Origin of the sequence: Kitasatospora sp. NPDC098663 (genome assembly GCF_044760075.1) — a bacterium.
Lineage (GTDB): Bacteria > Actinomycetota > Actinomycetes > Streptomycetales > Streptomycetaceae > Kitasatospora.
The window spans coordinates 222,249-249,212 of sequence record NZ_JBIWAP010000004.1 but is presented as its reverse complement, the minus strand read 5'-3'; the positions used below and the strand labels follow the sequence as shown (position 1 = coordinate 249,212).

20 protein-coding genes are annotated in these 26,964 nt (G+C 74.2%); 6 read left to right on the top strand and 14 right to left on the bottom strand.

All coding sequences use genetic code 11. The annotated features are described in order from the left end of the window. Positions 1-5 precede the first annotated feature (5 nt). Positions 6-1,121 carry a helix-turn-helix domain-containing protein gene (locus ACIQVZ_RS06410; protein ID WP_350884785.1) on the bottom strand — a complete coding sequence of 372 codons (1,116 nt, stop codon included), beginning with the start codon at positions 1,119-1,121 and terminating at the stop codon, positions 6-8. Between the two features lie 99 nt (positions 1,122-1,220). Beyond that, positions 1,221-2,024 (bottom strand): GntR family transcriptional regulator, encoded by an 804-nt coding sequence (locus tag ACIQVZ_RS06405; RefSeq protein ID WP_402447598.1) that lies wholly within the window; start codon positions 2,022-2,024, stop codon positions 1,221-1,223. Between the two features lie 242 nt (positions 2,025-2,266). On the opposite strand from ACIQVZ_RS06405, the gene ACIQVZ_RS06400 reads away from it, so the two are divergent. Continuing rightward, positions 2,267-3,034: a tyrosine-protein phosphatase gene (locus tag ACIQVZ_RS06400; RefSeq protein ID WP_402447596.1), complete on the top strand. Its 768-nt coding sequence runs from the start codon at positions 2,267-2,269 to the stop codon at positions 3,032-3,034. A 19-nt stretch (positions 3,035-3,053) separates the two neighbouring features. Here the strand turns inward: ACIQVZ_RS06400 and ACIQVZ_RS06395 are convergent, their stop codons facing one another. Both ACIQVZ_RS06395 and ACIQVZ_RS06390 read right to left on the bottom strand, forming a co-directional pair. Continuing rightward, on the bottom strand, positions 3,054-3,917 hold the full coding sequence (locus ACIQVZ_RS06395) for an ABC transporter permease (protein ID WP_402447594.1): 864 nt from the start codon (positions 3,915-3,917) through the stop codon (positions 3,054-3,056). Further along, positions 3,914-4,822, bottom strand: a complete 909-nt coding sequence (locus ACIQVZ_RS06390; protein ID WP_402447592.1) for an ABC transporter ATP-binding protein — start codon at positions 4,820-4,822, stop codon at positions 3,914-3,916. Before ACIQVZ_RS06390 ends, ACIQVZ_RS06395 begins: the two co-directional genes overlap by 4 nt. Before the next feature lie 134 nt (positions 4,823-4,956). Here ACIQVZ_RS06390 and ACIQVZ_RS06385 point away from each other — a divergent pair, with 134 nt between their 5' ends. Together ACIQVZ_RS06385 and ACIQVZ_RS06380 are read left to right on the top strand one after the other, a co-directional pair. Beyond that, on the top strand, positions 4,957-6,132 hold the full coding sequence (locus tag ACIQVZ_RS06385) for a sensor histidine kinase (protein WP_402447590.1): 1,176 nt from the start codon (positions 4,957-4,959) through the stop codon (positions 6,130-6,132). Beyond that, complete coding sequence (locus ACIQVZ_RS06380) at positions 6,129-6,791, top strand: response regulator transcription factor (RefSeq protein ID WP_350884773.1); 663 nt, start codon at positions 6,129-6,131, stop codon at positions 6,789-6,791. Before ACIQVZ_RS06385 ends, ACIQVZ_RS06380 begins: the two co-directional genes overlap by 4 nt. 66 nt (positions 6,792-6,857) lie before the next feature. Here the strand turns inward: ACIQVZ_RS06380 and ACIQVZ_RS06375 are convergent, their stop codons facing one another. The 8 genes from ACIQVZ_RS06375 to ACIQVZ_RS06340 all read right to left on the bottom strand — a co-directional run bounded on the left by ACIQVZ_RS06375 (position 6,858) and on the right by ACIQVZ_RS06340 (position 16,149). Further along, positions 6,858-7,433 carry a hypothetical protein gene (locus tag ACIQVZ_RS06375; RefSeq protein WP_402447588.1) on the bottom strand — a complete coding sequence of 192 codons (576 nt, stop codon included), beginning with the start codon at positions 7,431-7,433 and terminating at the stop codon, positions 6,858-6,860. A gap of 129 nt (positions 7,434-7,562) precedes the next feature. Continuing rightward, positions 7,563-8,582: a BadF/BadG/BcrA/BcrD ATPase family protein gene (locus ACIQVZ_RS06370; RefSeq protein ID WP_350884769.1), complete on the bottom strand. Its 1,020-nt coding sequence runs from the start codon at positions 8,580-8,582 to the stop codon at positions 7,563-7,565. A gap of 153 nt (positions 8,583-8,735) precedes the next feature. Next, complete coding sequence (locus ACIQVZ_RS06365) at positions 8,736-10,016, bottom strand: 6-phospho-beta-glucosidase (RefSeq protein WP_350884827.1); 1,281 nt, start codon at positions 10,014-10,016, stop codon at positions 8,736-8,738. A gap of 8 nt (positions 10,017-10,024) precedes the next feature. Beyond that, positions 10,025-10,933, bottom strand: coding sequence for a carbohydrate ABC transporter permease (locus tag ACIQVZ_RS06360; protein ID WP_350884767.1), 909 nt, complete (start codon positions 10,931-10,933; stop codon positions 10,025-10,027). 41 nt (positions 10,934-10,974) lie between these two features. Further along, positions 10,975-11,973: a sugar ABC transporter permease gene (locus ACIQVZ_RS06355; protein WP_350884764.1), complete on the bottom strand. Its 999-nt coding sequence runs from the start codon at positions 11,971-11,973 to the stop codon at positions 10,975-10,977. 23 nt (positions 11,974-11,996) lie between these two features. After that, positions 11,997-13,349, bottom strand: a complete 1,353-nt coding sequence (locus ACIQVZ_RS06350; RefSeq protein ID WP_350884762.1) for an ABC transporter substrate-binding protein — start codon at positions 13,347-13,349, stop codon at positions 11,997-11,999. A gap of 195 nt (positions 13,350-13,544) precedes the next feature. Then, entirely contained in the window at positions 13,545-14,735 is a 1,191-nt protein-coding gene (locus tag ACIQVZ_RS06345; RefSeq protein WP_402447585.1) for an ROK family transcriptional regulator, read from the bottom strand. A gap of 232 nt (positions 14,736-14,967) precedes the next feature. Continuing rightward, positions 14,968-16,149 carry a mechanosensitive ion channel family protein gene (locus ACIQVZ_RS06340; protein ID WP_350884739.1) on the bottom strand — a complete coding sequence of 394 codons (1,182 nt, stop codon included), beginning with the start codon at positions 16,147-16,149 and terminating at the stop codon, positions 14,968-14,970. 437 nt (positions 16,150-16,586) lie between these two features. Between ACIQVZ_RS06340 and ACIQVZ_RS06335 the strand changes: the two genes are divergently transcribed. Next, on the top strand, positions 16,587-17,231 hold the full coding sequence (locus ACIQVZ_RS06335; RefSeq protein WP_350884737.1) for an HNH endonuclease: 645 nt from the start codon (positions 16,587-16,589) through the stop codon (positions 17,229-17,231). A 111-nt stretch (positions 17,232-17,342) separates the two neighbouring features. Here ACIQVZ_RS06335 and ACIQVZ_RS06330 read toward each other — a convergent pair whose 3' ends face one another. After that, positions 17,343-21,383 (bottom strand): beta-N-acetylglucosaminidase domain-containing protein, encoded by a 4,041-nt coding sequence (locus ACIQVZ_RS06330; protein WP_402447582.1) that lies wholly within the window; start codon positions 21,381-21,383, stop codon positions 17,343-17,345. A gap of 259 nt (positions 21,384-21,642) precedes the next feature. Here ACIQVZ_RS06330 and malQ point away from each other — a divergent pair, with 259 nt between their 5' ends. Together malQ and ACIQVZ_RS06320 are read left to right on the top strand one after the other, a co-directional pair. Further along, the gene (gene malQ / locus ACIQVZ_RS06325; RefSeq protein ID WP_402447580.1) at positions 21,643-23,778 is read left to right on the top strand and encodes a 4-alpha-glucanotransferase; all 2,136 of its coding nucleotides are present in this window, start codon (positions 21,643-21,645) and stop codon (positions 23,776-23,778) included. Between the two features lie 106 nt (positions 23,779-23,884). Next, positions 23,885-24,118: a hypothetical protein gene (locus ACIQVZ_RS06320; RefSeq protein WP_079135908.1), complete on the top strand. Its 234-nt coding sequence runs from the start codon at positions 23,885-23,887 to the stop codon at positions 24,116-24,118. A gap of 214 nt (positions 24,119-24,332) precedes the next feature. Here ACIQVZ_RS06320 and pepN read toward each other — a convergent pair whose 3' ends face one another. Continuing rightward, positions 24,333-26,915 (bottom strand): aminopeptidase N, encoded by a 2,583-nt coding sequence (gene pepN, locus ACIQVZ_RS06315; RefSeq protein ID WP_350884727.1) that lies wholly within the window; start codon positions 26,913-26,915, stop codon positions 24,333-24,335. Positions 26,916-26,964: the final 49 nt, after the last annotated feature.

The following is a 26,964-nucleotide window of genomic DNA, read 5'->3' as shown; positions in this document are numbered from 1 at the left end:
GGCGCCTACAGCGGCTGCTCCGGCCAGTTCAGCAGCCGGGCGCCCATCGCCGCCGTCTCCAGGGTGAACCGCTGCAGGGCGTCCGACGGGTCGTAGCCGGTCAGCGCCTTGATCCGCTCCAGCCGGTAGCCGAGCGTGCGCACGCTCAGCCCCAGCCGCCGGGCCGCCTCCGCGTTCACGTACGCGGCCTCCGCCTGCACCGCGATGGTGTCCAGCAGGGGGCGGGCGCCGCCGCGCGCCTCGGTCAGCGGGCCCAGCACGCTGCGCACCAGGTCGGCCATCGCCGCCCGGTCGCGCATCAACACGGGGAAGACCAGCAGTTCCTCGGCCTTCAGCTGCTGCGCCGGCAGGTCCAGCCGGTCCGCGTAGTCCAGCGCGCCCAGCGCCTCCTCGTAGCTGCGCAGCACCCCGCTGGCCCCCGAATGCCGGCGCCCGGTGGCCACCCGCAGCACCGGGCGGTAGCCGGGGCCGGGGCGCAGCGCCAGGTCGGCGAAGGCCTCCAGGACGGCGCGTTCGGTGTCCGGGACGATGCACACCAGCCGGCCGTCCTTGCCGGCGAGCAGGACGTCCCGCTCGCCGAACCGCCCGACCAGCTCCCGTTCCACCCGGTTCACCAGCGGGTGGACGTCCGCGTACGGCGTGTCGCCGACGGCCACCGCCACCGCGTACGCGCCCGCCAGCCGGAGCCCGAATCGCTCCGCGCGCTCCGCCAGCAGGCCCAGGTCGCTGCGGCCGTACAGCAGGTCGTCGATGAACTCGCGCCGCGCGGACTCCTGCTGGCGGACCGCCATGCGCTGCGCGCGCTCGTGCCCCTCGCCGAGCGCGGCCAGTGCGGCCTCGGTCGCCGCGAGCACGGCGTCGCCGGTCCGGCGCAGTTCGCCGACACCGCCCGCCGCGGTGATGCCCGGCAGCGTCTGCCAGGCCCGCCGGGTGGCCGCCAGGCAGTGCGCGACGACGTCGCGCAGCCCGTACCCGGCCTCGGCACAGTGCTCGCCGAGCGTGCGCAGGCACTCCAGTTCGTCCCGGCGCAGCAGCCTCCCGGTGCGGGAGGCGTCGGCGAGCAGCCCGAGGTAGGCCTCGGCGAGTTCGGTGGGTATGTCGTGTTCGGTCCCCTCGGACACCGCGGTACTCCGCCCCCCGTGACGCGTGATGATCCGGCGCGGAACTTTAGCAGGATCGATACGGCGCCGAACGGTGCGGGGTGGGCGGCTGACCTGGCGCTATCGCGGTCCGGGCGGCGGATCGGCCGCAGGGCCGGACGGTCCTTCCGGCCTGGGCTCGCGGAAGTTCAGGACGAAGCGCGCGCTGCTGCCGTCGATCCGCCGCCGGACGTACAGCGCCGGGGCGCCGTCCGGGGTGCAGCTGACCCCCTCGCGGACCAGCAGAGGGGTGCCCGGCGGGACGCCCAGCAACTCGGCGTCGGCCAGGTCCGCGCCGATCGCGCCGAACGCCCGCCAGTCGTACTCCAGCTCCACCCCGGCCGCGCGGGCCAGGTCCAGCACCAGGTTCCCGGGCCGGCCGGGCCGCACCAGGGCCTCCGGCAGCGGGCCGAACGGCACCCAGTAGCTGCACACCGCCCGGGCCTGGCCGCCGAGCCGGATCACCGTGTCCACCCGGGACAGCTCGGCCGGCGCCCGGCCCAGCTGCCGGGCCGCCTCCTCGTCCTCCACCGACCCGGCCGCCGGCGGGGTGCCCAGCACGAACTCGCCGTCGCCGGTGTCGGGGAGTGCGGCGTGCACGCTGCCCAGGTCGAAGCGCTGGCTGCGCGGATCCACCGCGATCGAGACGCGGACGGCCGGCGGGCGGACGAACGTGCCCACGCCCCGCCGGATCTCCACCACGGCGGCCCGCTCCAGCTCCGCCACCGCCTGCCGGACGGTCAGCCGGTTCACCCCGAACTCGGCGCTCAGCTCGGGCTCGCTCGGCAGCCGGGCGCCCGCCGGGTACGCGCCGGCGTCGATCCGTTCCTGGAGCCGCCGGGCCAGCCGTCGGTAGAGCGGGGTGCTGGGAGGGTTCGTCGCCACACGCCCGATCCTACGAACCCCGGGCCCGCCGCCGCCCGCAGCCTGCCCACGGCCGGGCCCACCGCCCGCCCACCCCGTCCCCTCGCTCCGGTCGACGGGACCGGTCGGCGGGGGTGGGATGGAGGGGTGCGGGCGACCGTGGTTTGCCCCGCACCCCGGGGAGGGACTAGACATCTAGATGTCTTGATGCACATCTGGATGTCCGGTCCCTCCCCCCACGGCCCCACCGAAAGGCCCCGCGCATGTCCCTGGTCAACTTCCGCGACTCCGCCGTCCTCGGCGACCCCGAGGGCCTGCGGATCCGCCCCGGCGTGCTGTACCGCTCCGCCCAGCCGTTCCCGGCCGCCGACGAGGCCACCGTCGCCCAGCTGCGCGCCTGCGACATCCGCACCATCGTCGACCTGCGCGACACCCGCGAGACCGACCCCGCCGACTGGGCCGCCGCCGAGGCCGCCGGGATAGCCGTCGTCGCCGCCCCGGTGAACCCCACCGGCGACGGCCTCGCCGCCCGGATGCGCACCATGGCCACCGCCGCCGACCTCGGCGACTACTACGTGCTGCTGGCCGAGTCCGCGCCCGAGGCCGTCACCGCCGCCGTCGAGGCCGCCGCCCGCCCGGGCGCCGTCCTCCTGCACTGCGCCGCCGGCAAGGACCGCACCGGCCTGCTGACCGCCCTGCTGCTGGACCTCCTCGGCGTGCCCGCCGAGCGGATCGTCGCCGACTACGCCCGCACCGCCGACGCCCTGCCGCAGATCTTCGCCGGCCTCTCCGAGCGCCACCGCACCGCGCTCAACGCCCGCGGCGCCCGGGTCACCGACTCCGAGGGCCGCGAACTCGCCATCCCCGCCCCGCTCCTCGACGCCCCGGCGGAGGCCATGGCCGTCTTCCTCGACCGCGTCCGCACCCGCCACGGCGGCGCCGAGGCCTTCCTCCCCGCCTGCGGCGTCCCCGCCGCCACCCTCGGCGCCTTCCGCGCCAAGGCGGGCGCCGCGGCGGCCTCGGCCGTCTGACACCCGGCTTGCGTCGGGCTCAGACGTCCCGCCGCCGCATCAGGACCACCGTCGCCGTCAGCGCGACGGCCGCCCAGGCGCCCAGGGTGATCCAGGAGTCGAGCACGCTCGGCGCGTACTTGCCCATCGTCGTCGAGGAGTCGGGGTTGATCGTCAGCCTCCCCTCGGCGGCGAGCGGCAGGTGGTTGCCGATCTCCTTCAGCCAGCGGTAGCGGTCGCCGCCGAACAGCATCGGCACGATGAACAGCAGCATGACCAGCGAGACGATCGAAGCGGTGGCGTGCCGCAGCAGGGCGCCGAGGGCCATCCCGATCAGCGCGCAGACGGGCACGAGCGCCGCGTAGCCGAGGACGGCCCGCAGGCAGCCCTCGTCGGTGATGGAGAGCCCGACGTGCCGGGAGGCCAGCATGGCGTTGCTACCGAAGAAGGACACCGCGGACACCACCGCCCCGGCGAGCGAGGTGAGGCCGGCGATCAGCACCACCTTGGCCACGGCCACGCCCCGCCGGTCGGGCACGGCGGCGAAGGTGGTGCGGATCATGCCGGTGGTGTACTCGCCGAACACGGTGATCGCGCCGAGGCTGCCGGCCGCGACGGCCATCAGGGCGCCGGAGATGCTGCTGAGGCCGTGGTACAGCGGGTCGTACCGGTACGGCGGGAAGCCGGGCACCGGCGGGCGGGGGTGGTCGATGTAGGTCAGGTCGGTGTGGACGGCGTTCAGGTTGACCACGATCGCGGCCAGCGAGGCCAGCGCCAGCACCCAGTACGTGGACCGCAGCGAACGCAGTTTGATCCACTCGGCGGCGAGCAGGTCGCCGAACCGGGGCCGCGGCTCGGCCGGGCGGGTGCGGGGGCGGGCGGGGGCGAGGGCGGCGGTACTCATCGGGCATCTCCTGCCAGGTATTCGACGCTGTCGGCGGTCAGCGACATGAACGCCGACTCCAGGGACGAGGTGCGGGTGGCGAGCTCGTGCAGCACCAGGCCGTGCCGCAGGGCGAGTTCGCCGATCCGGGCGGCGGGCAGCCCGGTCACCACCGCCCCGTCCGGCTCCTGCCGCACGGCCGCCCCTTCGGCCCGCAACACCTCGGCGAGCGAGGGCAGTTCGGGCGTCCGGACGGCCACGCTGGTGACGGCGTCGCGGGCGGAGAACTCCGCCAGGCTCTCGTCCGCGATCAGCCGGCCCCGGCCGATCACCACCAGCCGGTCGGCGGTGTGCTCCATCTCGGCCATCATGTGGCTGGAGACGAAGACCGTCCGCCCCTCCCCGGCGAGGCGGCGGAACAGGCCGCGCACCCACAGCACGCCCTCCGGGTCGAGGCCGTTGAGCGGCTCGTCGAACAGCAGCACCGGCGGGTCGCCGAGCAGCGCGCCGGCGATGCCGAGCCGCTGCTTCATGCCCAGCGAGTAGCCGCCGATCCGGCGCCCGGCGGCCTTGCCGAGGCCGACCTCGGCGAGCACCTCGTCCACCCGCCGGAGCGGGATGCGGTTGCCGCGGGCGAGCGCCGACAGGTGGGCCCGGGCGCTGCGCCCGCCGTGCACGTCCTGGGCGTCGAGCAGGGCGCCGACGTGGCGCAGTCCGCGCGGCCGGTCCGCGAAGGGCACGCCGTCCACGGTGACGGACCCCTCGGTCGGGGTGTGCAGCCCCAGGATCATCCGCAGCGTGGTGGACTTGCCGGCGCCGTTGGGGCCGAGGAAACCGGTGACGGTGCCCGGCCGGACGGTGAAGGTCAACTGGTCGACGGCCGTGGTGGCGCCGTACCGCTTGGTCAGTCGCTCGATCTCGATCACGGAGGCAACGGTGCCGTCCGGGGCCCCGGCCGGGCATCGGGCCGCGGGCCACAACCGGCGGCCGCCGCACTGGCCCGGGGGATTACGCCCGCGGGCCGATGTGCCGCCGCAGGGGCCGCCGCTACCATCGGGCGATGATCACCAACCCTCGTCCGCCCCTGTTCAGGCGCGTGCCGCCGGGCGTCTGGGTGGCGGCGTTCTGGGTGGCCGTCATCACGTTCCGCGGCTTCCAGCGCAGCGACGAGCTGGCCCACCTGTTCCGCTACAACGGCAACTTCGAGGACATGCCGTTGCTGGTCACCGCGGCGGTCACGACCCTGATGGCGTCGCTGCTGGTCCGCCTCCCGCTGCTGGCGGTGGCGATCCCGCTGGCCGCGTGCGCGTTCACGATCGGCATGCGAATCCAGGAGACGGCCGTGGTGCAACTGCTGCTCGCCGAGGCGGCGATCGGCTACTGCACGGCCACCCGCTCCCGGGCCGTGTCGCTGTGCGCCGCCGCGATGCCGGTCGCCCTGGTGGCCGCCCTGGCGGTCTGGCGGGTGGCGAACGACTACCACACCGACTTCGTCGCCCAGGCCGCGTTCGCCTCGACCGCCGCGATCGCCTGGCTGGTCGGCAACACCGTCCGGCAGAACCGCGTGCACGCCGAGGCGCTGCGCAGCCGCGCCACCGAGCAGGCGATCACCGCCGAACGGCTGCGGATCGCCCGCGAGTTGCACGACATGGTCGCCCACAGCATCGGCATCATCGCGATCCAGGCCGGGATGGGCAGCCGGGTCATGGACACCCAGCCCGTCGAGACCCGCAACGCGCTGAACGCCATCGAGGCGACCAGCCGGGAGACCCTGGCCGGGCTGCGCCGGATGCTCGGCGCGCTGCGCCAGGGCGAACCGGAGTCCGCGCCGATGGAGGTCGCACCGGGGCTGGGCGAGTTGGACCGACTGGTCGAGCAGACGGCCGGCGCGGGCGTGCGGGTCGCGCTCACCCGCCTCGGCGAGCCCCGCCCGCTGCCGCCCGAGGTGGACCTCGCCGCCTACCGCATCGTGCAGGAGGCGGTCACCAACGTGGTCCGGCACTCCGGCACCCAGGACTGCCTGGTCACCGTCGACTACGGCCCCGAGGAGGTCGCCGTCACCGTCGTCGACCTCGGCGCCGGCGCCGCCGGGCCGTCCGCCGGCTCCGGTTACGGCATCGCCGGCATGCGCGAGCGGGTCGGCCTGCTGCACGGCGAGTTCAGCGCCGGCCCGCGCCCCGCGGGCGGCTTCCAGGTCGCCGCCCGACTGCCGCTCCCCGTGGAGGTCTCCCCGTGATCCGTGTCGTCCTGGTCGACGACCAGCCGCTCATCCGCACCGGTCTGCGCGTGCTCATCGCCGACACCCCGGACCTGGAGGTCGTCGGCGAGGCCGGCAACGGCGCCGAGGCGGTGGAACTCGTCGGCCGGCTGCGCCCCGACGTCGCCGTGATGGACATCCGGATGCCCGGCATGGACGGCATCGAGGCCACCCGCCGGATCACCGCCGACCCCGGCCTGCCGACCCACGTCCTCGTCCTCACCACCTTCGACGACGACGACTACGTGTACGGCGCGCTGCGGGCCGGGGCGGCCGGCTTCCTGGTCAAGGACCTCGCCCTGGAGACCATCCTCGACGGCGTCCGGGTGGTCGCCGCCGGGGACGCCCTGATCGCGCCGAGCATCACCCGCCGGCTGATCGGCGAGTTCGCCGCCCGCCCGCAGCCCGCCGCCGCCCGGTCCGGCCGGGCGACGGTCGACGGCATCACCGAGCGCGAGCGCGAGGTGCTGACGCTGGTCGGCCGCGGGCTGTCCAACGGCGAGATCGCCGAGGAGCTGACCATCAGCGTGGCCACCGCCAAGGCGCACGTGGCCCGGCTGTTCACCAAGCTGGACGCCCGGGACCGGGTCCACCTGGTCATCCAGGCCTACGAGTTCGGCCTCGTCGCCCCGTCCTGAGCCCAGCCGGTCCACGGCCGGTCCACGGCCGGATCAGGGCCGGATCAGGGCCGGATCAGGGCCGGATCAGGATTCGACCAGCTCCCCGATCCGCATGATCCGCCCGTGCGAGTCCAGCACCACGTCGTACACGTTGCCGTAGCACCTGTACGGCGGATCGGGTTCGTGCTCGGCCAGGCAGTCCTCCAGGTGCCCGAGCACGTCCTCCAGCCGGACGGTTCTGGTCGGGTTCTCGTTCGGGCGGTCGACGAGCGTGGCCTCGACCCCGGCGGTCGCGAAGCCGTAGCGGGCCGGTGTCCCCGTCCCCTCGTAGCGGGCCTCGTCGCAGGAGTAGCGGGCGGGCTGGGCGGTGACGTCGCCGTCGTCGGTGGCGAGGACCACCAGGACGGTGTGTCCGGGGCGTTCGGTCGGGGTCGGGGTGGCGCAGTCGGCGGTGGGGGCGGGGGAGCTGTCCATGCTGGGCTCGGGGTCGGCGAGGTCGTCGTCCAGCAGGTCGTCCTCGTCGTCGTACGCCCCGTCGGCGAGGGCGGCGGCGGAGGCGGCGGCGACGGTGGGCGCGGAGTCGGCGGGAGTGCAGGCGGCGAGGGCGGCTGCGGCGGTGCAGCAGAGCAGCGCGGCGAGGAGGGTTCGGGGCACGGCCATGGCACTAGTCTCCCCGGACAGCGGCGGAACTCGTCACTCAGGTACACGACTGGTGCACGGGCTGTGGTTCCCGCCGCCGCCGGATGTGCGGATCCGGCGGCGGCGGGAGTCTTGGGGGCGGCGTAACGGTCAGGCGGCGACGGGCCGTTGCGCCTCGTACGCCTCGCGCAGCCGGGCCTGGGCCGCGGGGCCCGCCCCGAGGTGGTCGAGTCCGAGCAGCGCCGCGCCCAGGACGGGCGGCGCGACGACGACCCGCGGTTCGGCGAGCGGCGCGGCCTCGGCCAGACGGGCGGTCAGGTTGTCGAGCAGCAGCGGCTGCCGGGAGGCGAGCACGCCGCCGCCGAGCACCAGCGGGGTGGGCGCGTCGAGCAGTTCCAGCCGCCGCAGGGCGACGACGGCGAGGCGGACGATCTCGTCGGCCTGGCGGTCGACCAGCCCCAGGGCGACCTCGTCGCCCTGCTCCGCGACGGCGAACAGCACCCGGACGATCTCGTGCAGCCGGCTGGTCGGCAGGTGCCCGAGGTGGACGGCCTCGGCGACGGCGCCGGCGCTGGGCAGGCCGAAGTGCTCGGCGATGGCGCGGGAGAGCCCGGTGGGGCCGCCGCGGCCGTCCTCGTGGCGGACGGCGTGCCACATGCTGGTGACGGCCAGGCCCCCGCCGCCGCCCCAGTCGCCGGTGAGCTCACCGAGGGCGGGGAAGCGGGCGGTGCGGCCGTCGGGCAGCAGGCCCACGCAGTTGATGCCGGCGCCGCAGACGACGGCGACGCCGCGCGGGCCGTCGGTGCCGGCCCGCAGCAGGCCGAAGGTGTCGTTGACGACGGTGTTGCTGGCGCCCCAGGGGTGGGATTCCAGCGCGGCGCGCAGGGCCTCCTCCTCGACGGGCAGGTCGGCGTTGGCCAGGCAGGCGCTGACGTGGCTGGTGAGGACGCCGCTCCAGGCGGGGTGGCCGGCCGCGGCGGCGGCCTGCTCGACGAGCGGGGCGAGGCCGGCGACGGCGGCGGCGCCGCCGATCTTCTGGGGTGCGAAGCCGCCGCCGCGGGCGGTGCCGCGGACGGTGCCGTCGGCGCCGATCAGGGCGACGTCGGTCTTGGAGTTGCCGGCGTCGATGGCGAGGACGCCTGGCAGGGTCGGTTCGGGCTGGTGGGTCATCAGGTCCCCGCGGCTCGTACGTGGCCCGGCCGTGGCGTTGTCCCCGGCCGGGGGTGATCGGTCTCCTCGCAGTGCCCGGCCCGCGACACCCTCATATCGCGGGCCGGGCCGCTTTCCGGACGGGGCCCGGGTGCGAAGCCGGGCCCCGGGCCGTCAGGCCCAGGCGAGGTGCTCGCGGTTGTGGGCGAGCAGCCGGTCGGTGAGCTGGTCGGCGAGTTCGAGCTGGCCGACCAGCGGGTGGGCGAGCAGGGCGTCGAAGACCCGGTCGCGGCCGCCGTGCAGGGCGGCGTCGAGGGCGAGGTGCTCGTACGCGGTGACGGCGGCGATGAGGCCGGCGTACAGCGGCTCGACGGGCCGCTGGGGGAGCGGCCGGACGCCGTTCGCGTCGACCTCGGCCGGGACCTCGATGACGGCGTCGTCGGGCAGGAACGGCAGCACGCCGTTGTTCGGCGCGTTGACGACCTGCACGGACGTCCCGCCGCCGGTGCCGAGCAGCGCGGCGATCAGCTGGACCGCCGCCTCGGAGTAGAACGCGCCGCCGCGCTGGCCGAGGAGTTCCGGCTTGGTGTCGAGGGCCGGGTCGGCGTACATCTCCAGCAGTTGCCGCTCGATCTCGGCGACCTGGGCGGCCCGCGAGCCCTGCACCTTGAGTTCCTCGACGACGGCGTCGTGCTGGTAGAAGTAGCGCAGGTAGTAGGACGGCACGACGCCGAGCCGCTCGATGACGGGCTGCGGCAGGTGCAGGTCCTCGGCGATCGCCTTGCCGTGCGCGGCGAGCAGCTCCGGCAGCACCTCCCGGCCGGTCGCCGATCCCGGGGCGTCGAGCAGGGTGACGCCGCGCTCCCAGGTGAGGTGGTTGAGGCCGACGTGGTCGAGCCGGACCAGCTCCGGGTCGACGCCGAGGTGGGTCGCGAACTTGCGCTGGAAGCCGATGGCGACGTTGCACAGGCCGACGGCCTTGTGGCCGGCGTTGCGCAGCGCGCGGGTGACGATGCCGACGGGGTTGGTGAAGTCGACGATCCAGGCGTCCGGGTTGGCGCGCCGGACCTTCTCGGCGATGTCGAGGACGACCGGGACGGTGCGCAGCGCCTTGGCGAGGCCGCCGGCACCGGTGGTCTCCTGGCCGACGCAGCCGCACTCCAGCGGCCAGGTCTCGTCCCGGTTGCGGGCGGCCTGCCCGCCGACGCGCAGTTGCAGCAGCACGGCGTCGGCGTCGGCGACACCGGCCTCGACGTCGACGGTGGTGGTGACGACGGCGCCGTGCCCCTGCTTGGCGAAGATCCGCCGGGCGAGCCCGCCGATCAGCTCCAGCCGGTCGGCGGCCGGGTCGATGAGCACCAGCTCGCCGATCGGCAGGGTGTCGCGGAGCCGGGCGAAGCCGTCGATCAGCTCCGGGGTGTACGTCGAACCGCCGCCGACGATTGCCAACTTCAGTGCGGACATCAGCCCTTGACCCCTGTCAGTGTCACGCCTTCGATGAAGGCCTTCTGTGCGAAGAAGAAGAGGACGATCACCGGTGCCATCACGAGGAGGGTGGCGGCCATGGTGAGGTTCCAGTTGGTGTGGTGGGCGCCCTTGAACGACTCCAGGCCGTACGAGAGCGTCCAGGCCTCGTGGTTGTTGCTGGCGTAGATCTGCGGGCCGAAGTAGTCGTTCCAGCAGTAGAAGAACTGGAACAGGGCGACGGCGGCGATGGCCGGCTTGGCCATCGGCAGCACGACCTTCAGCAGGGTGCGCAGGTCGCCGCAGCCGTCGATCCTGGCGGCCTCGATGTACTCCTTGGGGATGGTCAGCAGGAACTGACGCAGCAGGAAGATCGAGAACGCGTCGCCGAAGGCCATCGGGATGATGAGCGGCCAGAGCGAGCCGCCGAGGCCGAGCTGCTTGGCCCAGAACAGGTACATCGGGATGATGGTGACCTGCGGCGGGAGCATCATCATGGCGATGACGGCCATCAGCGCCAGGTTGCGGCCCCGGAAGCGGAACTTGGCGAGCGCGTAGGCGACCGGCAGGCTGGAGACGATGGTCAGCACGGTGCCGAGGCCCGCGTAGAGCAGGGTGTTGCGCCACCAGGTGAGGAAGCCGGGGGTGTCCCAGACCTTGCCGTAGTTGCCCCACTGCCAGGAGGTGGGCCAGTAGTCGGTGGTGAGCGCCTGCTGGTCGGTCATCACCGAGGTGAGGAAGGCGAAGACGAACGGCAGCAGGAAGAACAGGGCGGCGGCGATGGCCAGCGAGTGCACGGCCACCCAGTTGAGCATCGCGCGGCGGCGGGCCGCCCGGGCGGCCGGGCCGGAGGCGCGGGAGGTGCCGGCCGGGGCGGGCGCCTTGGTGAGTGTGGAGCTGAGAGTCATGTTCGGGTCCTCATCGGTCCGCTGGGTCCGCAGCACACGGACTAGTCGTCGCTCGCCATGAAGCCGGACTTGCGGCGGAGCAGGAGCGAGGTGACGGCCATCGAGATGGCGAACAGCACCAGGGCGACGACGCACGCCGCGCCGTAGTTGAAGCGCTGGAAGCCGAGGTTGTAGACCATCTGCGGCAGGGTCCAGGTGGAGCCCTGCGGGAAGCCGGGCTCGAACTGCTGGCCGGAGTTGCCCGCGATGCCGCCGGCGACCTTCCCGGCGACGATCGCCTGGGTGTAGTACTGCATGGTCTGGATGACGCCGGTGACCACGGCGAACATGATGATCGGCGAGATGTTCGGCAGCGTGACGTACCGGAACCGCTGGAAGGGGCCGGCGCCGTCCAGTTCGGCGGCCTCGTACTGCTCCTTGGGGACGTCGAGCAGCGAGGCCATGAAGATGACCATCAGGTCGCCGATGCCCCACATGGCGAGCATGGTGAGCGCGGGCTTGGACCAGTCGGCGCTGGCGAACCAGCCGGGCTGCGGGAGGCCGATCTCACCGAGGAAGTGGTTGACCGGGCCGGTGCCGGGGTTGAGCAGGAACGCGAAGGCGACGGTGGCGGCCACCGGCGGTGCCAGGTACGGCAGGTAGAACGCGGTGCGGAAGAAGCCGACGCCGGTCTTGACCTTGGTGATGAGCAGGCCGATGCCGAGGCCGAAGGCGACCCGCAGGCTCACCATGATGAAGACCAGCCACACGGTGTTGCGCAGGCCCTGCCAGAACGCCGGGAGGTCGTTGAAGACGTAGTCCCAGTTCTTCAGGCCGCTGAAGGAGGGGGCGCCGAAGCCGTTGTACTTGGTGAAGGAGAAGTAGACGGTGGAGATCAGCGGGTACAGGAAGAAGACGCCGAAGCCGATCAGCCAGGGGGAGAGGAAGGCGAGGTTGCGGGCCGCCTCCCGGCGGCGCTTCCGGCGCAGCAGGTGCTGCGTGGAGGGCGCCGCCGGGTCGGTCGATCCGGTGCCCTTGCGGGTGCCGAACGCGAGTGACATGGGAGCTCCGTGGACCGTTTCCGCTACTTCGCCTGGGCGATGGCGGCGTCGATCTCCTTGGCGGTGGCCGCGAGGCCGGCCGAGAGATCGGGCTGCTTGCCGGACTCGTAGTCGTAGCCGAGGTTCTGCAGGGAGGAGATGAAGCCGCTGCCGTTGACGGCCGCCGGGGTGGTGCCCGAGTACTGGTTCTTGGCGACGTCGATGAAGGTCTTGAAGTTCGGGTCGCTCGTCAGCTTCGGCGAGTTGAGCGCGTCGAAGGTGCTGGGCACGTTGTGGATCGCGTTGGCGAAGCTGACCACCGCGTCGGTGTCGGTGGTCAGGTACTTGACCAGCTCCCAGGCCGCGGCCTGCTTCTTGCTGCTGCTGGCGATGCCGACGATGGTGCCGGTCTGGTAGCCGCGGCCGTAGGTGTCGGCCTGGTCGTCCGGGACGGGGAACGCGGCGGTGGCCCAGTCGAAGTCGGGCTTGGTGTCGGCGAGGGCGGCGGTGCGCCACTCGCCGTCGATGGCCATCGCGACCTGGCCGGTGAGGAAGGGGTTCTTGGCGCTGAACTCCTCGCCGAAGGTGGCGCGGTACTTCTCCAGCTTGGTGTAGCCGCCGAGCTGGTCGACCATGCCCTTCTGCCACTTGAGCATCGCGGCGACCTTCGGGTCGGTGGCGATGTTCGACTTGCCGTCGGCGCCGAAGTAGGTCGGGCCGTACTGGCCCAGGAAGTGCTCGGTGGTCGACTCGTAGCCGTGGTACAGCGGCATGAAGCCGAGCTGCTTGTAGCCGTCGCCGTCCGCGAGGGTCAGCTTCTTGGCGTCCTCGGCGAACTCGCTGAAGGTCTTCGGCGGGTTGGCGATGCCCGCGTCGGCGAAGGCCTTCTTGTTGTAGTAGAGGCCGTAGGCGTCGCCGAGCAGCGGCAGCGAGCACTGGTTGCCCTGGAACTGCGTGTAGTTGAGCATCGCGGCCGGGAAGGTCTTGACCGGGTCGATGCCGCTCTTCTGCAGCAGCGGCTTGAGGTCGGTGAACGCCTTGGTCGAACAGAACATGCCGACGTTGTTGGTGGAGAAGGAGGAGACCACGTCCGGCGCGTCGTCGCCGCCGGCCCGCAGGGCCTGGTTGACCTTGTCGTCCGCGATGTTGTCCACGGCCTTGACGTGGATGTTGGGGTGGGCCTTCTCGAAGGCGGCGATGTTGTCGTTGATCGCCTTCACCTCGTTGTCCTGGCTCCAGCCGTGCCAGAAGGTGATGGTGACGTCCTTGCCGCTGGCCGAGTCGTCGCCGCTGCTCTCGCTGCTGCCGGTGCAGGCGGTGGCGAGCAGGGCCAGGACGGCGGTGCCGGTGACGGCGGCGATCGTGCGACGGCCTCTGCGGGAGGTGGTGGAGTGCACTTCGAGGTCCTCCTGGGGGTGCGCGGGCAGGCGTCATTGCCTCGGGGCCCGCGTTCGGGGGTTGGGAGAGGTGGGTGCAGGGTGCGTGCGGGGTGACGGGCGACCGGGGAGCGTCGGCGGGTGGGCGTCGGTGAACGTCGGTGGGTGGCTGTCAGTGGGTGGCTGTCAGTGGGGCGGCTGTCAGTTGGGCGGCTGTCAGTGGGTGGAGAAGACCGCCTCGCGGGCGTCCGCCAGCGCGCGTTGCAGGGCGCCGAGCAGGACGGGCGAGCCGGACAGGGCACTGCTGCGGACCTCGGGCCGGGCGATGGAGAGCCTGGCCAGTTCGTCCTCGACGAGGGCGCGCAGGCGTTCGCCGCCCGCGGTGGGCACCGCGCCGGAGAGGACCACCAGCTGGGGGTCGACGACGGCGACGATCGCGGCCAGTCCGACGGCGAGCCGGCCGGCCAGTTCGACGAGGAAGGCGTCGCCGGCGCCCGGGGTCTCCAGGGCCTTGGCGATCGAGTCCTCGGCGGTGGGCGCGCCGAGCCCGTGCTCGCGGGCCAGGACCCGGACGGCGGGTGTGCCGACCAGTTCCTGGAACCCGCCGAACTTGCGGCGGCGCACGTCCCGCGCGACCGGTGAGCCGGGCACCGGCATGTAGCCGACCTCCCCGGCGCCGCCGGTGAAGCCGCGGTGCAGCCGGCCGGCGATGACGATCGCGGCGCCGGTGCCCGCACCGGCCCAGAGCAGGACGAAGTCCTCGGAGCCCCGCGCCGCGCCGGAGGCCTGTTCGGCGACGGCGGCGAGGTTCACGTCGTTCTCGATCGACACGGGCGCGCCGATCGCCTCGGACAGCTCCTCGACCAGCCGCGGCGAGTGCCAGCCGGGCAGGTGGGAGGCGTAGCGCAGCTTGCCGGTGACCGGGTCGGGGGCGCCGCCGACGCCGATCGCGGCGGTGCGCAGGCTGCCCGCGGCCAGTCCGGCGGCGCGGACGGTCTCGGCGACGGCGGCGGCGACCTTGGCGACGGTCTCGGCGGCCGGCACGCCCTTGGTCGGCACGGCGTGTTCGGCCAGCGTGGAGCCGGTGATGTCGGCGACGGCGACCCTGATCTCGCTGTTGGTGACGTCCAGCCCGGCGACGTGGCCGGCGGCCGGATTCACCTCGTACAGCTGCGCGTTGGGGCCGGGGCCGCCGGCGGTGGTGCCGACCGGCAGGACCAGCCCGGCCGCCTCCAGGCGGGCCAGCAGCTGGGAGGCGGTGGGCTTGGAGAGGCCGGTCAGGGTGCCGATCTGGGTGCGGGAGAGCGGGCCGTTCTCCAGCAGCAGTTCGAGGGCGGCGCGGTCGTTGATGGCGCGCAGCAGGCTGGGGGTGCCGGCGAGGGGGGCCTTGGCGGTGGTCTTGGTCACGCGCGAAATCCTCCTCTTCCGGCTGGTGGGGGGAGCGACGAGGGTGAACCCGCCGGTTCGGGGAGCCGAACTGTTAGGAAAGTTTCCAGTCGCTTGGGAAGGACCGTACGGGCCCCGTCAGCGGGGTGTCAATGGTCCGCGGCCCGGAGGATGCCGAAGCGTTACCGGGCAGCACGAAGCCCCGTTCCCAAGGGTCTTGGGAACGGGGCTTCGTGCTGCCGGGCCTGGGGGCCTACGGCTTGGCGAGGTCGTCGGCCGGCCTCGGCGCCGGTATCGGCTCGGTCGCCCGGTACCGGGGCGAGGTCGGGTCGGACAGTGCGGACGGCGGTGCCGGTTCGGTCGCGGGGGAGATCACCACCCCGGTGGCCGGGGCCGCCGTCGCCGCGGCGGCCACCGGCTCGGCCTCCTCCTTGACCTTGATCCCGGCCTGGTCGAAGGCCGTCTTCAGGCGCTGGCGCAGCGCCCGGGACACCGCCGGCGCCTTGCCCGGCGCGGTGCGCGCCTCGATCCGCACCATCACCGAGTCCGCCGCGACCGACTCCACGCCCAGGACGGACACCGGCGCCCAGACCAGTTCGTCGTACGGCGACTCCTTGGACAGCGCCTCGGCCGTCTCCTGGATCAGGTCCTCGACCCGCAGCAGGTCCTCCTTGTACCCGACCTGCACGTCCACCGAGGCGGTCGACCAGCCCTGGCTCATGTTGGCGATCCGCTTCACCTCGCCGTTGCGGATGTACCAGATCTCGCCGTTGGCCCCGCGCAGCTTGGTCACCCGCAGCCCGACCTCCAGCACCGTGCCGGCGGCCACCCCGGTGTCGATCTCGTCGCCGACGCCGTACTGGTCCTCCATGATCATGAAGACCCCGGAGAGGAAGTCCGTCACCAGGTTGCGGGCGCCGAAACCGATCGCCACACCGGCCACACCGGCGCTGGCCAGCAGCGGCGCCAGGTTCACGCCCAGCGCGGACAGCACCATCAGCGCGGCCGTGCCCAGGATGGAGAACGACGCCACGCTGCGCAGCACCGAGCCGATCGCCTCCGACCGCTGCTGGCGCCGCTCCGGGTTCACCACCCCGGTGTTGGCCAGCAGCCCGCCGAGCCGGCTCTCCTCGTGGTGGTCGTGCGAGCGCGCCATCCGCGTGATCAGCTGGGTGATCAGCTTGCGCACCACGGCGCGCAGCACCAGGGCCAGCAGCACGATGAAGACGATCCGCACCCCGCCGGCCAGCCAGCCCTGCCAGTGCGTGTCGAACCAGCTGGCGGCCTGCTTGGTGGTGTCGCTGACCTCCTGCGCGCTGGTCGGGATTCTCAGGTCCAGCTGCGGCAGCTGCGGCGCGGTCGGGCTCGGCGCCGGTGTCGGAGTGGAGAGCGTCGAGGACGCGTCGGCGATACCGGTGGCGCCGGAGCGGAACACGTGCGGGCCTTCCTGCAAGGGGGGGGTGGCGGGCCCGCGCCGCGGCACGCGGCCCGCGGACCGTCCGCCTCAGCCTAACCGGCGCCGAACACCCGACCGGACACGCCGAAGGGCGTACGAAGCAACACGAACGCCCCGTCAGCGCACCGGTGCGCTCCCCCGGACGACGGGGGCGGCCGCTGCTCCGACCGGCCGAGCGCTCCCCCGGGAGGGCCACGGGCGGCACCCCGAGGGCACCCGGGTGCAACCCGACCTTCCCCAGGGCATACCGGCTATGACAGAAGCCACACCCGAAGTTCACACCAGGTCCGTTACACAGGAGTGGTGGCGCCGTACAAAGGCGTAAGGCGACACTGGGGGAGATCGCGCACCAGTTGTGCGATCCAACCGCTCGTCCCGGCGCGAGCCACGCGCCGCAGGCGTCCAAGGAGGCATCCGTGCCGCATGTCCTGGTCCTCAACGCGTCCTACGAGCCACTCGGCGTCGTATCGATGCGCCGCGCACTCATCCTCGTCCTCAACCACAAGGCGGTCAGCCTGGAGGACTCGGAAGTCACTCTGCACAGCGCCACCAGCGCCCTTCCGGCGCCGTCCGTCGTCCGCCTGACCCGCTTCGTCCGGGTCCCGTTCTGCGGGCCCGTCCCGCTCACCCGCCGGGCGCTGTTCGCCCGTGACCACGGCCGCTGCGTCTACTGCGGGGCCGCCGCCACCAGCGTCGACCACGTCATCCCGCGCAGCCGGGGCGGCCAGCACCGGTGGGACAACGTGGTGGCGGCCTGCCGCCGCTGCAACCACACCAAGGCCGACCGCCACCTCACCGAACTCGGCTGGCGGATGAAGCGCCCACCGGCCCCGCCCAGCGGCCTCGCCTGGCGGATCATCGGCACCGGCATCAAGGACCCGCGCTGGCGCCCCTACCTGGAGCCGTACGGCGGCTCCGACCAGCTGCGCGCCCCGCAGTGGGGCGAGTACGAGCACCTCGACCATACCGAGCAGGGCCTCCCCGTCCCGCTCGGGCGGGCGCACTCGGCCCACTCCGCCCCCGTCCACCGCGGTGAGCAGCCCGAACCGCTCTCCGCCTGACCCCGCTCCACAAGGGCCAGCCCGTCATACCGTCGGTACGCCTCATGGGCCGCCGCGCCCCCCACCGGGGAGCACGGCGGCCCGCCGCGTTGTCCGGTGGGGGCGCGGCGGCTACTGCTTCGGCGGCGCTGTCCCGCCCGTCGTCCCACCTGTCGTACCGCCCGTCGTACCGCCCGTCGTACCGCCCGGAGTCCCGCCCGCCGGGGGCGTGGCCAGGGCGCTCGGAGCGGTCGGGGCCGTCGGCGGGGCCGTGGGCGCGGTGGTGGCGCCGCCGCCCGGCTGGGCCGGGGGGACGGTCGGCGGCTGCGCCGGGGCGGGCGGGGTGACGGCGTACAGCTCGACGCCCCACAGCGAGTAGCCGTACTTGTTGGCCCGGGCCACGCCCTGCACCCGGAGGAACCGGGCGCCCGGCGCGTCGAAGCGCACGGTCTCGTCGCCGCCCTTGCCGTTGTCCACCGTCGCCGCGTCGGTCCAGGTGGTGCCGTCCGCCGAGACCTGGAGCCGGTAGGCGGCGGCGTACGCGGCCTGCCAGTGCAGCACCGCCGCGCCCAGGTGGGTCGCCTGCGGCAGTTCCAGCTGCACCCAGGCGTCGTCCTTGGCGGGGGAGGACCAGCGGGTCTTCGGGTCACCGTCGGTGACCGCCGAGGCGGGGAAGTCCGGCGTCTCGTCGCCCGAGGAGGTGGCCTTCGCGCGGAGCGCCAGGTCCGGACCGCTGGTCGGCGGCACCACGTGCACCTGGAGCACCTGCTTCACGGTGGTGGCGCCGGCCACGAACTGCACCGGCACCTGGTACGTCCCGAACGGCGTCCCGGGAGCGGCGCTGACCAGCAGCGGCACGCCGATGCGGCCGCCGCGCGGCACGGTCACCCCGGCCGCCGGGGTCACGGTCAGTCCCTTGGCCTCGGGCGGCACCTCGGTGTGCAGCTCGCCGCTGGTCCCCTCGGGCCGGCCGGCCTCGACGGTGGCCCGGACCTGGGCGGGCGCGGCGGCGCCGGTCACCACGTCCAGGGTCGGGTCGGACAGGCTGAGCCGGGCCGCCGGGACGTCCGCGTACCAGGGGATCACCTGGTTGACCACCGGCGGGTCGCCGCCCGGCTTCCAGGTCAGCCGGAACGCGTCGGCGGCCTGCCCGCCGGCCGGCAGCTCGTTGTAGCCGGGCTGCACGGTGCCGATGTCCGTCCAGCCGCCGTCCGAGCGGCGCACCGAGACGGTGGCGGTGGCGTGCACGCCGGGGTCGGTGAGCACGGTGAGCCGGTCGAGCGGGCGGGCGGCGCCCAGTTCGACGGTGAGCGGCTCGTCCTGCGCGGTGGGCGGCTTGGCGGCCCGGTACGCGGTGTCCGGGTTGCCGTCCAGCACCGCGGACGCCGAGGAGCCGGGCAGCGCGGCGGGTCCGCCGGTGACGCTGGCGGGGGCGTCGTCGGGCGCGGTGACGCTGAACTCGCGCACCGCGACGGCGGTCTTCTGGGCGGCGGTGGCCCGCAGCCGCACGGCCCGCACCACCGAGCCGGCCGGCAGCTTGGCGCTGACCGACTTCTGGTTCTTGACCACGGCGAGCTGCTTCCAGCCGCCCTCGCCGGTGCTGTACTCCAGCACGCCGTCGTGGAGGTAGTCGTCGACCGCGCTCCGGCCGTCCGGCCCGTTGCCCCAGGAGCCCATCAGCACGGTGACGGCGCCGACCGGGCGCCCGCCACCGAGGTCGACGCCGACCGCGTCGCCGGGCTGCGGGGGAGCGGAGCTCCAGTAGAACGTGTCGGCCGCGCCGTCGGTCATCAGCGCCGGCAGGTGGTCGTGCGCGGTGCCCATGGTGGTGGTCGGGGTGATCCCGCCGCCGGCCACCCCGGCCCAGTTGTCGGCGGCCCCGACGGCCCGCTCCAGGAACGGGTCGAGCACGCCCGCGCCGATCGTGGCCGGGCTCTGCGCGAGCTGCTCGCGCAGCCGGTTGAGCTCCACCCGGGCCTTCCAGGCGGCCGCGCCGTCGCCGCCGTGCTGGGCCAGCAGCATGTCCAGCGCGGACTGCCCGGCCAGCCCGTAGTCGTGCAGAGGGGCGAGCCAGGGCGCGGCCTCGGCGGCGAGCTGGGCGGTGGCCTGGGTGCCGGTGAGGGTCTGCTGGGCGGTGGCCATCGCGGCGAAGGCGTCCCGCAGGGGCGCGGCGGCCTCTATCAGCTTGGCGAGGTCCGACGCGGTGCCCGAGGTGGGCTCGGCGGCGGCCCAGAACCGGTCGAGCAGCGGCGTCAGGTAGCCGGACTCCTGCTTGGACAGCGGCGAGGAGGAGCTGTTGCCGGCCAGCGCGGTGACCGCGGACAGGGCGGTGCCGGCGGGCGTGCCGCCGGCGCCGGTCGGGCCGGCGAGCGAGCGCACCGCGGCCTGCCAGGAGTCCTCCGGCCGGTAGCCGGCCGGGTTCCAGGCGAAGTCGCCGGCCGTGGCGAGGGCGATCCGGGAGGCCACCGGCTGCTGCATGGCACCGGTGAGCATCACCGCCGAGCGGGTGGCCACCTCCGGTTCGCGCCCGGTGTAGGCACCGAGGAAGAGCCGGTCCGGGCTGGCGTCGTTGACCGGGTAGTTGTCCATGGTGACCAGCGGGTGGCCGTACAGGTCGCCGGTCTCGGCGGCCTGGGCGCCGGTGATCTTCTCCGGGATCACCCCGCCCCCGCTCCAGGCCACCTGCACGCCGTCCGGCAGCGCCGCGGCCAGCGCCTTGCGGTACGGCGTGACGCCCTGCTTGTGGTACTCGGTGGGCACCACGGACAGCGGCGCCAGGCCCGGGTTGCGCGCGATCAGCCGGTCCCGCACCTTGGTCACCAGCGCGGCCTGCGCCTTGGCGGCCGCGGCCGGGCCGGTGCCGTAGGTGCCGCGGTCGTCGCCGCAGTGCCACTCGTCGTAGCTGACATCCAGGAACTGGAGCTGGAAGGCGGTGAAGCCGAGCTTGCGCAGCCCGTCCAGCTTGGCCACCAGCGCGTTCACGTCCTTGCCGGAGCTGAAGCAGAGGGACTGCCCCGGGTCGATCGCGTAGCCGAGCGTGACGTGGTTGCGCCGGGCCGCGGCGCCCAGTTCGCGCAGCTCGTCGGCCTGGGCGGCGGGGTAGGCATCGCGCCAGCGGGAGAGCCGGAACGGGTCGTCACCGGGGGCGTAGAGGTAGAAGTTCTGCTTGGAGCGGGCGAGGAACTCCACCTGGTCGAGCTGCTGCTGCGCGGTCCACGGGCTGCCGTAGAACGCCTCCGCGGTGCCGCGCACCGGCGCGCCGCTCGGCCAGTCCCGCAGCGTGATCCCGGGCAGGCCCAGCCCGGCGGCGCCCGGCGCCTGCCCCTGCCCGGCCGGGACGGCGGCGAGCAGCTGGCGCAGGCTCTGCGCGGCGTAGAAGGTGCCCGTCGCGTCCGCGCCCGCCAGCACCACCGCGCCGTACGTCCCGCCGCCCCTGGCCGGCAGCTGACCGGCCGACAGCACGTACCCGCCGGCCGGCATGCCCGCGGTCGAGGGGGCGGCGCCGTCCTTGCCACCGGCCGCGGCGGACAGCGCGCGCAGCGCCCGGTCCGTCCCGCCGTCGGCGGCCTCGGCCGGTCCGCCGACGTACACCACCAGCGACCCGGCGGCCGGCGCGTCGACGTCCGGCTGCGGGGTGACGGTCGTCGCCCCGGCGATCTCCAGCACCTCCCGGACGGCGTCCAACGCCCCGAGGTCCGCGTCCGGCGCCGGCACCAGCGTCACCGCGGCCGGCACCGCGACCGGCTTGCCGGCCACCGTCTGCTCCTGCGGCCGCGGGAACACCTGCGGGTTCGTCATGCTCCCCAGCGGCGTCTGCGGCGCGCTGCTCACCACGTCCGGCCCCGCCGACGCCGCGTACGCCGCCGACGGCATCGGCCCGGCCAGCAGTCCGCCGACCACCGCCGCCGCCGCGACCCCCGCCGCGATCTGCAGGGTCCGCCGCCCCGGCCGCCCCGCCGCCCGCCGGGCCCGCTCCGCCCGCCCCGACGCCAGCAGCGGTTCCGTCCCCTTGAGGCCGGCGATCAGCCGATCCGCCGCCCTGGGCGCCAGTTGACGGCACGTCCGCGCCGTGGCCCGCCGCGCCGCCAGCGCCGCCGGGTGGTACAGCACCTCCCGCAACGCCGCACTCCGCTCCAACCGCTGCCGCAGCCGCCGCCCGGCCACAACGGACACTCGGGCTTCCACAGGAGCCTCCTCGCCAGGCCTGGACCACATCGCCGCAACCCCACCAGCTACCCAACCCGGTGTCAACGCGGCCGCCCGCTATACCCGGTCTGCCCCGGTTCGAGAATTCGGTCCGGGGCCGCGGCAGCGCCCGGCCGACAGGCCGATCCACCCGCGCGGTCGTGTCGCGCAGCGTCGTCGGGCCGTCACCCGGGTAGGACTGTGGTCGTCCTGACCAGGCGTTGCCGAGACATCGCAGGAGCCGCGAGTGGCCGCTTATCTCGACCGTGACGGAGCCGACGGGCTGAGGGTGCCGAGCCAGGACGCGCCGCCGCCACCGCCCGAACTGGTGGCGCTGGCGCAGGCGTACGGGGTGGACACCCGGAACCCCGGGCCGGGGGGTGTGACCGTGGGGGCGCGCACGCTGGTCGCGGTGCTGGCGGCCCTGGGGGTGGCGGCGGGGACGCCGGAGCAGGCGCGCGAGGCGCTGGAGCGTCACCGGGCCGCGCAGCAGGCCAGGTTGCTGCCGCCCTGCGTGGTGGTCCGTCGAGGGCGGCGGACGGCGCTGGACGTGCCGGCCGACGCGCGGCTGCACGTGGAGCTGGAGGACGGCGGGGTGTGGGAGCTGCCGCGCGGCCACTCGCACTGGCTGCCGCCGGACCTGCCGCTCGGGCGGCACGTGCTCAGGGCGGAGTGCGGCGAGGGCAAGGCCCAGGCGGCGCTGATCGTCGCACCGGAGAAGCTGCCCCCGCTGCCCGGCTACAGCTGGGGCTTCCTCGCCCAGCTGTACTCCGTCCTGTCCGACCGCTCCTGGGGCATGGGCGACCTCGGCGACCTCGCCGAGCTGGCCCAGTGGGCGGGCGCCGGCCTCGGTGCGGGCTTCGTCCAGATCAACCCGCTGCACCAGGCGTTGCCCGCCGCCCCGGCCGCCCCGACCGACCCGTCCCCGTACCGCCCCTCCTCCCGCCGCTTCGCCGATCCGGTGCACTTGCGGGTCGAGGCCGTCCCCGAGTACGCCTATCTGACGGGTGACCAGCGCGCCGAGGCGGAGGAGCTGGGCCGCCGGGCCGCCCGGCTGCGCGACGAGGTGCTGGGGCACGACGGCCTGATCGACCGGGACGCCGTCTGGGCGCTCAAGCGCGAGGCGCTGGAACTGCTGCACGAGGTGCCGCGCGGCCCAGGCCGCCAGGCCGCGTACGAGGCCTACCAGCGCCGCGAGGGCGACTGGCTGCGCCGGAACGCACTGTGGAACGCGCTCGCCGAGGTGCACGGCGCCGACTGGCACGGCTGGCCGAAGGGGCTGCGTCACCCGGACGGCCCACAGGTGGGGCGCGCCTCCCGGGAGCTCGCCGACCGGGTCGAGTTCCACCGCTGGCTCGCCTGGCAGGTCGACCAGCAGCTCGCGGAGGCCCAGGGCGCGGCCCGGCAGGCCGGCATGCCGGTCGGCCTGATCCACGACCTGGCCGTCGGCGTCCACCCGGACGGCGCGGACGCCTGGGCGCTCCAGGACGTGCTGGCCGGCGGCATCTCCGTCGGCGCCCCGCCGGACGCCTTCAACGCCCACGGCCAGGACTGGGGCCTGCCGCCCTGGCGCCCGGACGCGCTGGCGGCGGCCGGCTACACCCCGTACGCGGAGCTGCTGCGTACGGCGGCCCGGCACGCGGGCGCGGTCCGGATCGACCACGTGATGGGCCTGTTCCGGCTCTGGTGGGTGCCGGACGGCCACCCGCCGACCGAGGGCGCGTACGTCCGCTACGACGCCGAGGCGATGCTCGGCGTGCTGGCCCTGGAGGCGCACCGGGCCGGGACGGCGGTGATCGGCGAGGACCTGGGCACGGTGGAGCCGGGCGTCCGGGAGGAGCTGGCGGCGCGCGGGATCCTCGGCACCTCCGTGCTCTGGTTCGAGCGGGACTGGCAGGGGGCGGGGGGGATCCTCGCCCCGGACCGCTGGCGCCCGGGCTGCCTGGCCACCCTCACCACCCACGACCTGCCGAGCACCGCCGCCCGGCTCTCCGGCGAGCACGTCGAGCTGCGGCACCGGCTCGGGCTGCTGGCCCGTCCGCTGGGCGAGGAGCAGGAGGAGGCGGTGGCCGAGCTGGCGGACTGGCGGGCCGAGCTGACCGCGCGCGGGCTGCTCGCGCCGGGCGAGCCGCTGTCGATGCCGGTGCTGTACCGCTTCCTGCGCGCGACCCCGGCGGAGCTGGTCGGCGTCTGGCTGCCGGACCTGGTCGGCGATCCGCGCCCGCAGAACCTGCCCGGCACCTGGGACCAGTACCCGAACTGGCGCCTGCCGGTCGCCGACGGCGCCGGTGACCCGGTCACCCTCGACCGGCTGGCCGCCGCCCCGGCCGCCCGCCTGCTCGCCCACCTGCTGGCCCCGCCCGGCGCCCACCCCGCCGTCTGACCCCGCCGTGCGGCCCCGCCGCCTGATCCCGGCACCGCGGACGGCCCCCTTCCGGAAGGCCGACCCCGGCGCGCGGGGGGTCATAAGCGGCGGGTAAGTTGGAAACGTGGACAAGAGGAACGCTTTGCGAGCCGGCGCGGTCTCCGCAACGGTCACGCTGATGATGCTGCTGTCGTCGCCCGCCATGGCCCTCACCAGGGACGACGGCGACGACCCGGGTCCTGGCCTGAGCGTCGGCCAGACCATCGGCCTGTACGTGCTGATCCCGATCGCCGCCTTCGTGATCATCGCCGCCCTCGCGGGCCTGCCGTACGGCAAGGGCAAGGGCAAGAAGAAGTAACCACCGCGTCCACCAGGACCTGCACGACCCCGAAGGGGCACCGGAGATCTCCGGTGCCCCTTCAGGCGTTTCCAGCACCTTGACGGCGCCCGACGGCGCCCGACGGCGCCCAACGGCGCCCAACGGCGCCCGACCGGGGCCCAACGGCGCCCGACGGCGCCCAACGGCGCCCGACCGGGGCCCCGACCGGGACCCCGCCGGGCGCCTCGGCAGGTCAGCGGCCGGCGCCCGCCGCCCGGTCGACCGCCTGGGCCTTGAGCGCGCGCTCGATCCCGGCCCGGGCCTCGACGACCTGGCGCCGCAGCGCCGGTGCGGGCTCGGCCTCGGCCAGCCACGCGTCGGTCGCGTCCACGGTGGCCTGCGTGACCTGCAGCGCCGGGTACAGCCCGCCGATGATCTGCTGCGAGATCTCGTGGCTGCGGGTCTCCCAGACCTCCTTGACGGCGGCGAAGTACTTGGCCGCGTACGGCGCGAGCAGTTCCTGCTGGTCGGACTGCTGGAAGCCCGCGATGGTCGCTTCCTGGACGTAGTTGGTGAGGGTGTCCGACTCGACGACGGCGGTCCAGGCCTCGGCCTTGGCCTCGGCGGTGGGCCGGGCGGCGCGGCAGGTGGCGGCGTGCTCCTGGCCGGCCGCGGTGTTGTCGCGGGCCAGCTCGGCCGTCACGGCGGCCTCGTCGGCGCGCCCGGTGGCGCAGAGCCGGGTGAGCAGGGTCCAGCGCAGCTCGGTGTCGACGGCGAGGCCCTTGATCTCGGCGGTGCCGTCGAGCAGGCCGGCGAGCAGGCCGAGCTGCCCGTCGGTGCGGGCGACGGAGGCGAGGGTGCGGGCCCAGGAGAGCTGGTGGTCGCTGCCGGGCTCGGCGGCGCGCAGGTGCTCCTCGGCGGCGGCGGCCCACTGGGCGAGGCCCTGCTCGCGCCAGTCGGGGTCGGTGTAGGCGTCGAGGGCGAGCCGCACCTGGCGCTGCACGGACTGCACGACGCCGATGTCGCTCTCCCGCCCGATGCCGGAGAGGGCGAGCGCCAGGTAGTCGCGGGCGGCGAGTTCGCCGTCGCGGGTCATGTCCCAGGCGGAGGCCCAGCACAGGGCGCGCGGCAGCGACTCGGTGAAGCCGCCGAGGTGCTCGGTGACGACGGCCATCGAGTCCTCGTCGAGCCGGATCTTGGCGTACGAGAGGTCGTCGTCGTTGAGCAGCACGACGGCCGGGCGGTGCCGGCCGACGAGCTCGGGCACCTCGGTGCGCGGGCCGTCGACGTCGAGCTCGATCCGGTCGGTGCGCACCAGCGCGCCGTCGGCGAGCTCGTACAGGCCGATGGCGATGCGGTGCGGGCGCAGCACGGCCTCGCCCTTGGCGCCGGCGGGCAGCGCGGGGGCCTCCTGGAGGACGGCGAAGGACTCGATCTCGCCGTCGGTGTTCAGCGTGATGGCGGGCCGCAGCACGTTGATGCCGGCGGTCTCCAGCCAGGCCTGGGACCAGGTCCGCAGGTCGCGGCCGCTGGCCTCCTCCAGCGCCCCGAGCAGGTCGGTGAGCCGGGTGTTGCCCCAGGCGTGGCGCTTGAAGTAGGCCTGCACGCCCTGGAAGAAGGCGTCCTGGCCGACGTACGCCACCAGCTGCTTGAGCACCGAGGCGCCCTTGGCGTAGGTGATGCCGTCGAAGTTGACCTGGACGTCCTCCAGGTCGTTGATGTCCGCCATGATCGGGTGGGTGGAGGGCAGTTGGTCCTGCCGGTAGGCCCAGGTCTTCATCTGGTTGGCGAACGTGGTCCAGGAGTGCGGCCACTTGGAGCCGGGGGCCTCGGCCTGGCAGACGGCCTCGGCGAAGGTGGCGAAGGACTCGTTGAGCCAGAGGTCGTTCCACCACTCCATGGTGACGAGGTCGCCGAACCACATGTGGGCGAGCTCGTGCAGGATCGTCGCCGCGCGGGCCTCGTAGGCGGCGTCGGTGACCTTGGAGCGGAACACGTACTGGTCGCGCAGGGTGACGGCGCCCGCGTTCTCCATCGCGCCGGCGTTGAACTCCGGGACGAACAGCTGGTCGTACTTGGCGAACGGGTAGGGGAAGTCGAACTTCTCCTGGAAGTAGTCGAAGCCCTGCTTGGTGACGGCGAAGATGTCCTCGGCGTCCAGGAACTCGCGCAGCGAGGGGCGGCAGTAGACGCCCAGCGGCACCTTCTGGTCGCCGTTCTCGTAGGTGTCGAAGACCCCGACGTACGGGCCGGCGACGAGCGCGGTGATGTAGCTGGAGATCCGGCCGGTGGGCTCGAACGTCCAGACCTGCGAGGCGCCCTCGCCGACCGGGGTCGGGGTGGGCGAGTTGGAGACCACGACCCAGCCGGTGGGGGCGGTCACGGTGAACGCGAACGCGGCCTTCAGGTCGGGCTGTTCGAAGGAGGCGAAGACGCGGCGGGCGTCCGGCACCTCGAACTGGGTGTACAGGTAGGTCTCGCCGTCGACCGGGTCGACGAACCGGTGCAGGCCCTCACCGGTGTTGGTGTAGGCGCAGTTGGCGACGACGCGCAGCTCGTTCTCGGCGGCCAGGTTCGGCAGCGGGATCCGGCTGTCGGCGAAGCTCTCCGGGTCGAGCGGCGCGCCGTTGAGGGTGATCTCCTCGACGCTCGGCGCGACGAGGTCGATGAACGTGTCCGCGCCGGGGGTCGTGGCCGTGAACCGGACCACGGTGGTGGACCGGAAGGTGCCTCCTTCGCGGGCCGAACTCAGGTCGAGCTCGATGTCGTACGCGTCCACGTGGAGGAGGTCGGCCCGGGTGCGGGCCTCCTCGCGGGTCAGGTTGGTGCCGGGCACTCGCTGCACTCCTTCGTCAGGCTGATGGGGCGAATCCTCCCATGACCCA

Coding starts and splice junctions, on each gene's coding strand:
- ACIQVZ_RS06400 (WP_402447596.1), top strand. CDS start 2,267: ATGTCCCTGGTCAACTTCCGCGACTCCGCCGTCCTCGGCGACCCCGAG.
- ACIQVZ_RS06375 (WP_402447588.1), bottom strand. CDS start 7,433: ATGGCCGTGCCCCGAACCCTCCTCGCCGCGCTGCTCTGCTGCACCGCC.
- ACIQVZ_RS06370 (WP_350884769.1), bottom strand. CDS start 8,582: ATGACCCACCAGCCCGAACCGACCCTGCCAGGCGTCCTCGCCATCGAC.
- ACIQVZ_RS06355 (WP_350884764.1), bottom strand. CDS start 11,973: ATGTCACTCGCGTTCGGCACCCGCAAGGGCACCGGATCGACCGACCCG.
- ACIQVZ_RS06385 (WP_402447590.1), top strand. CDS start 4,957: ATGATCACCAACCCTCGTCCGCCCCTGTTCAGGCGCGTGCCGCCGGGC.
- ACIQVZ_RS06360 (WP_350884767.1), bottom strand. CDS start 10,933: ATGACTCTCAGCTCCACACTCACCAAGGCGCCCGCCCCGGCCGGCACC.
- ACIQVZ_RS06395 (WP_402447594.1), bottom strand. CDS start 3,917: ATGAGTACCGCCGCCCTCGCCCCCGCCCGCCCCCGCACCCGCCCGGCC.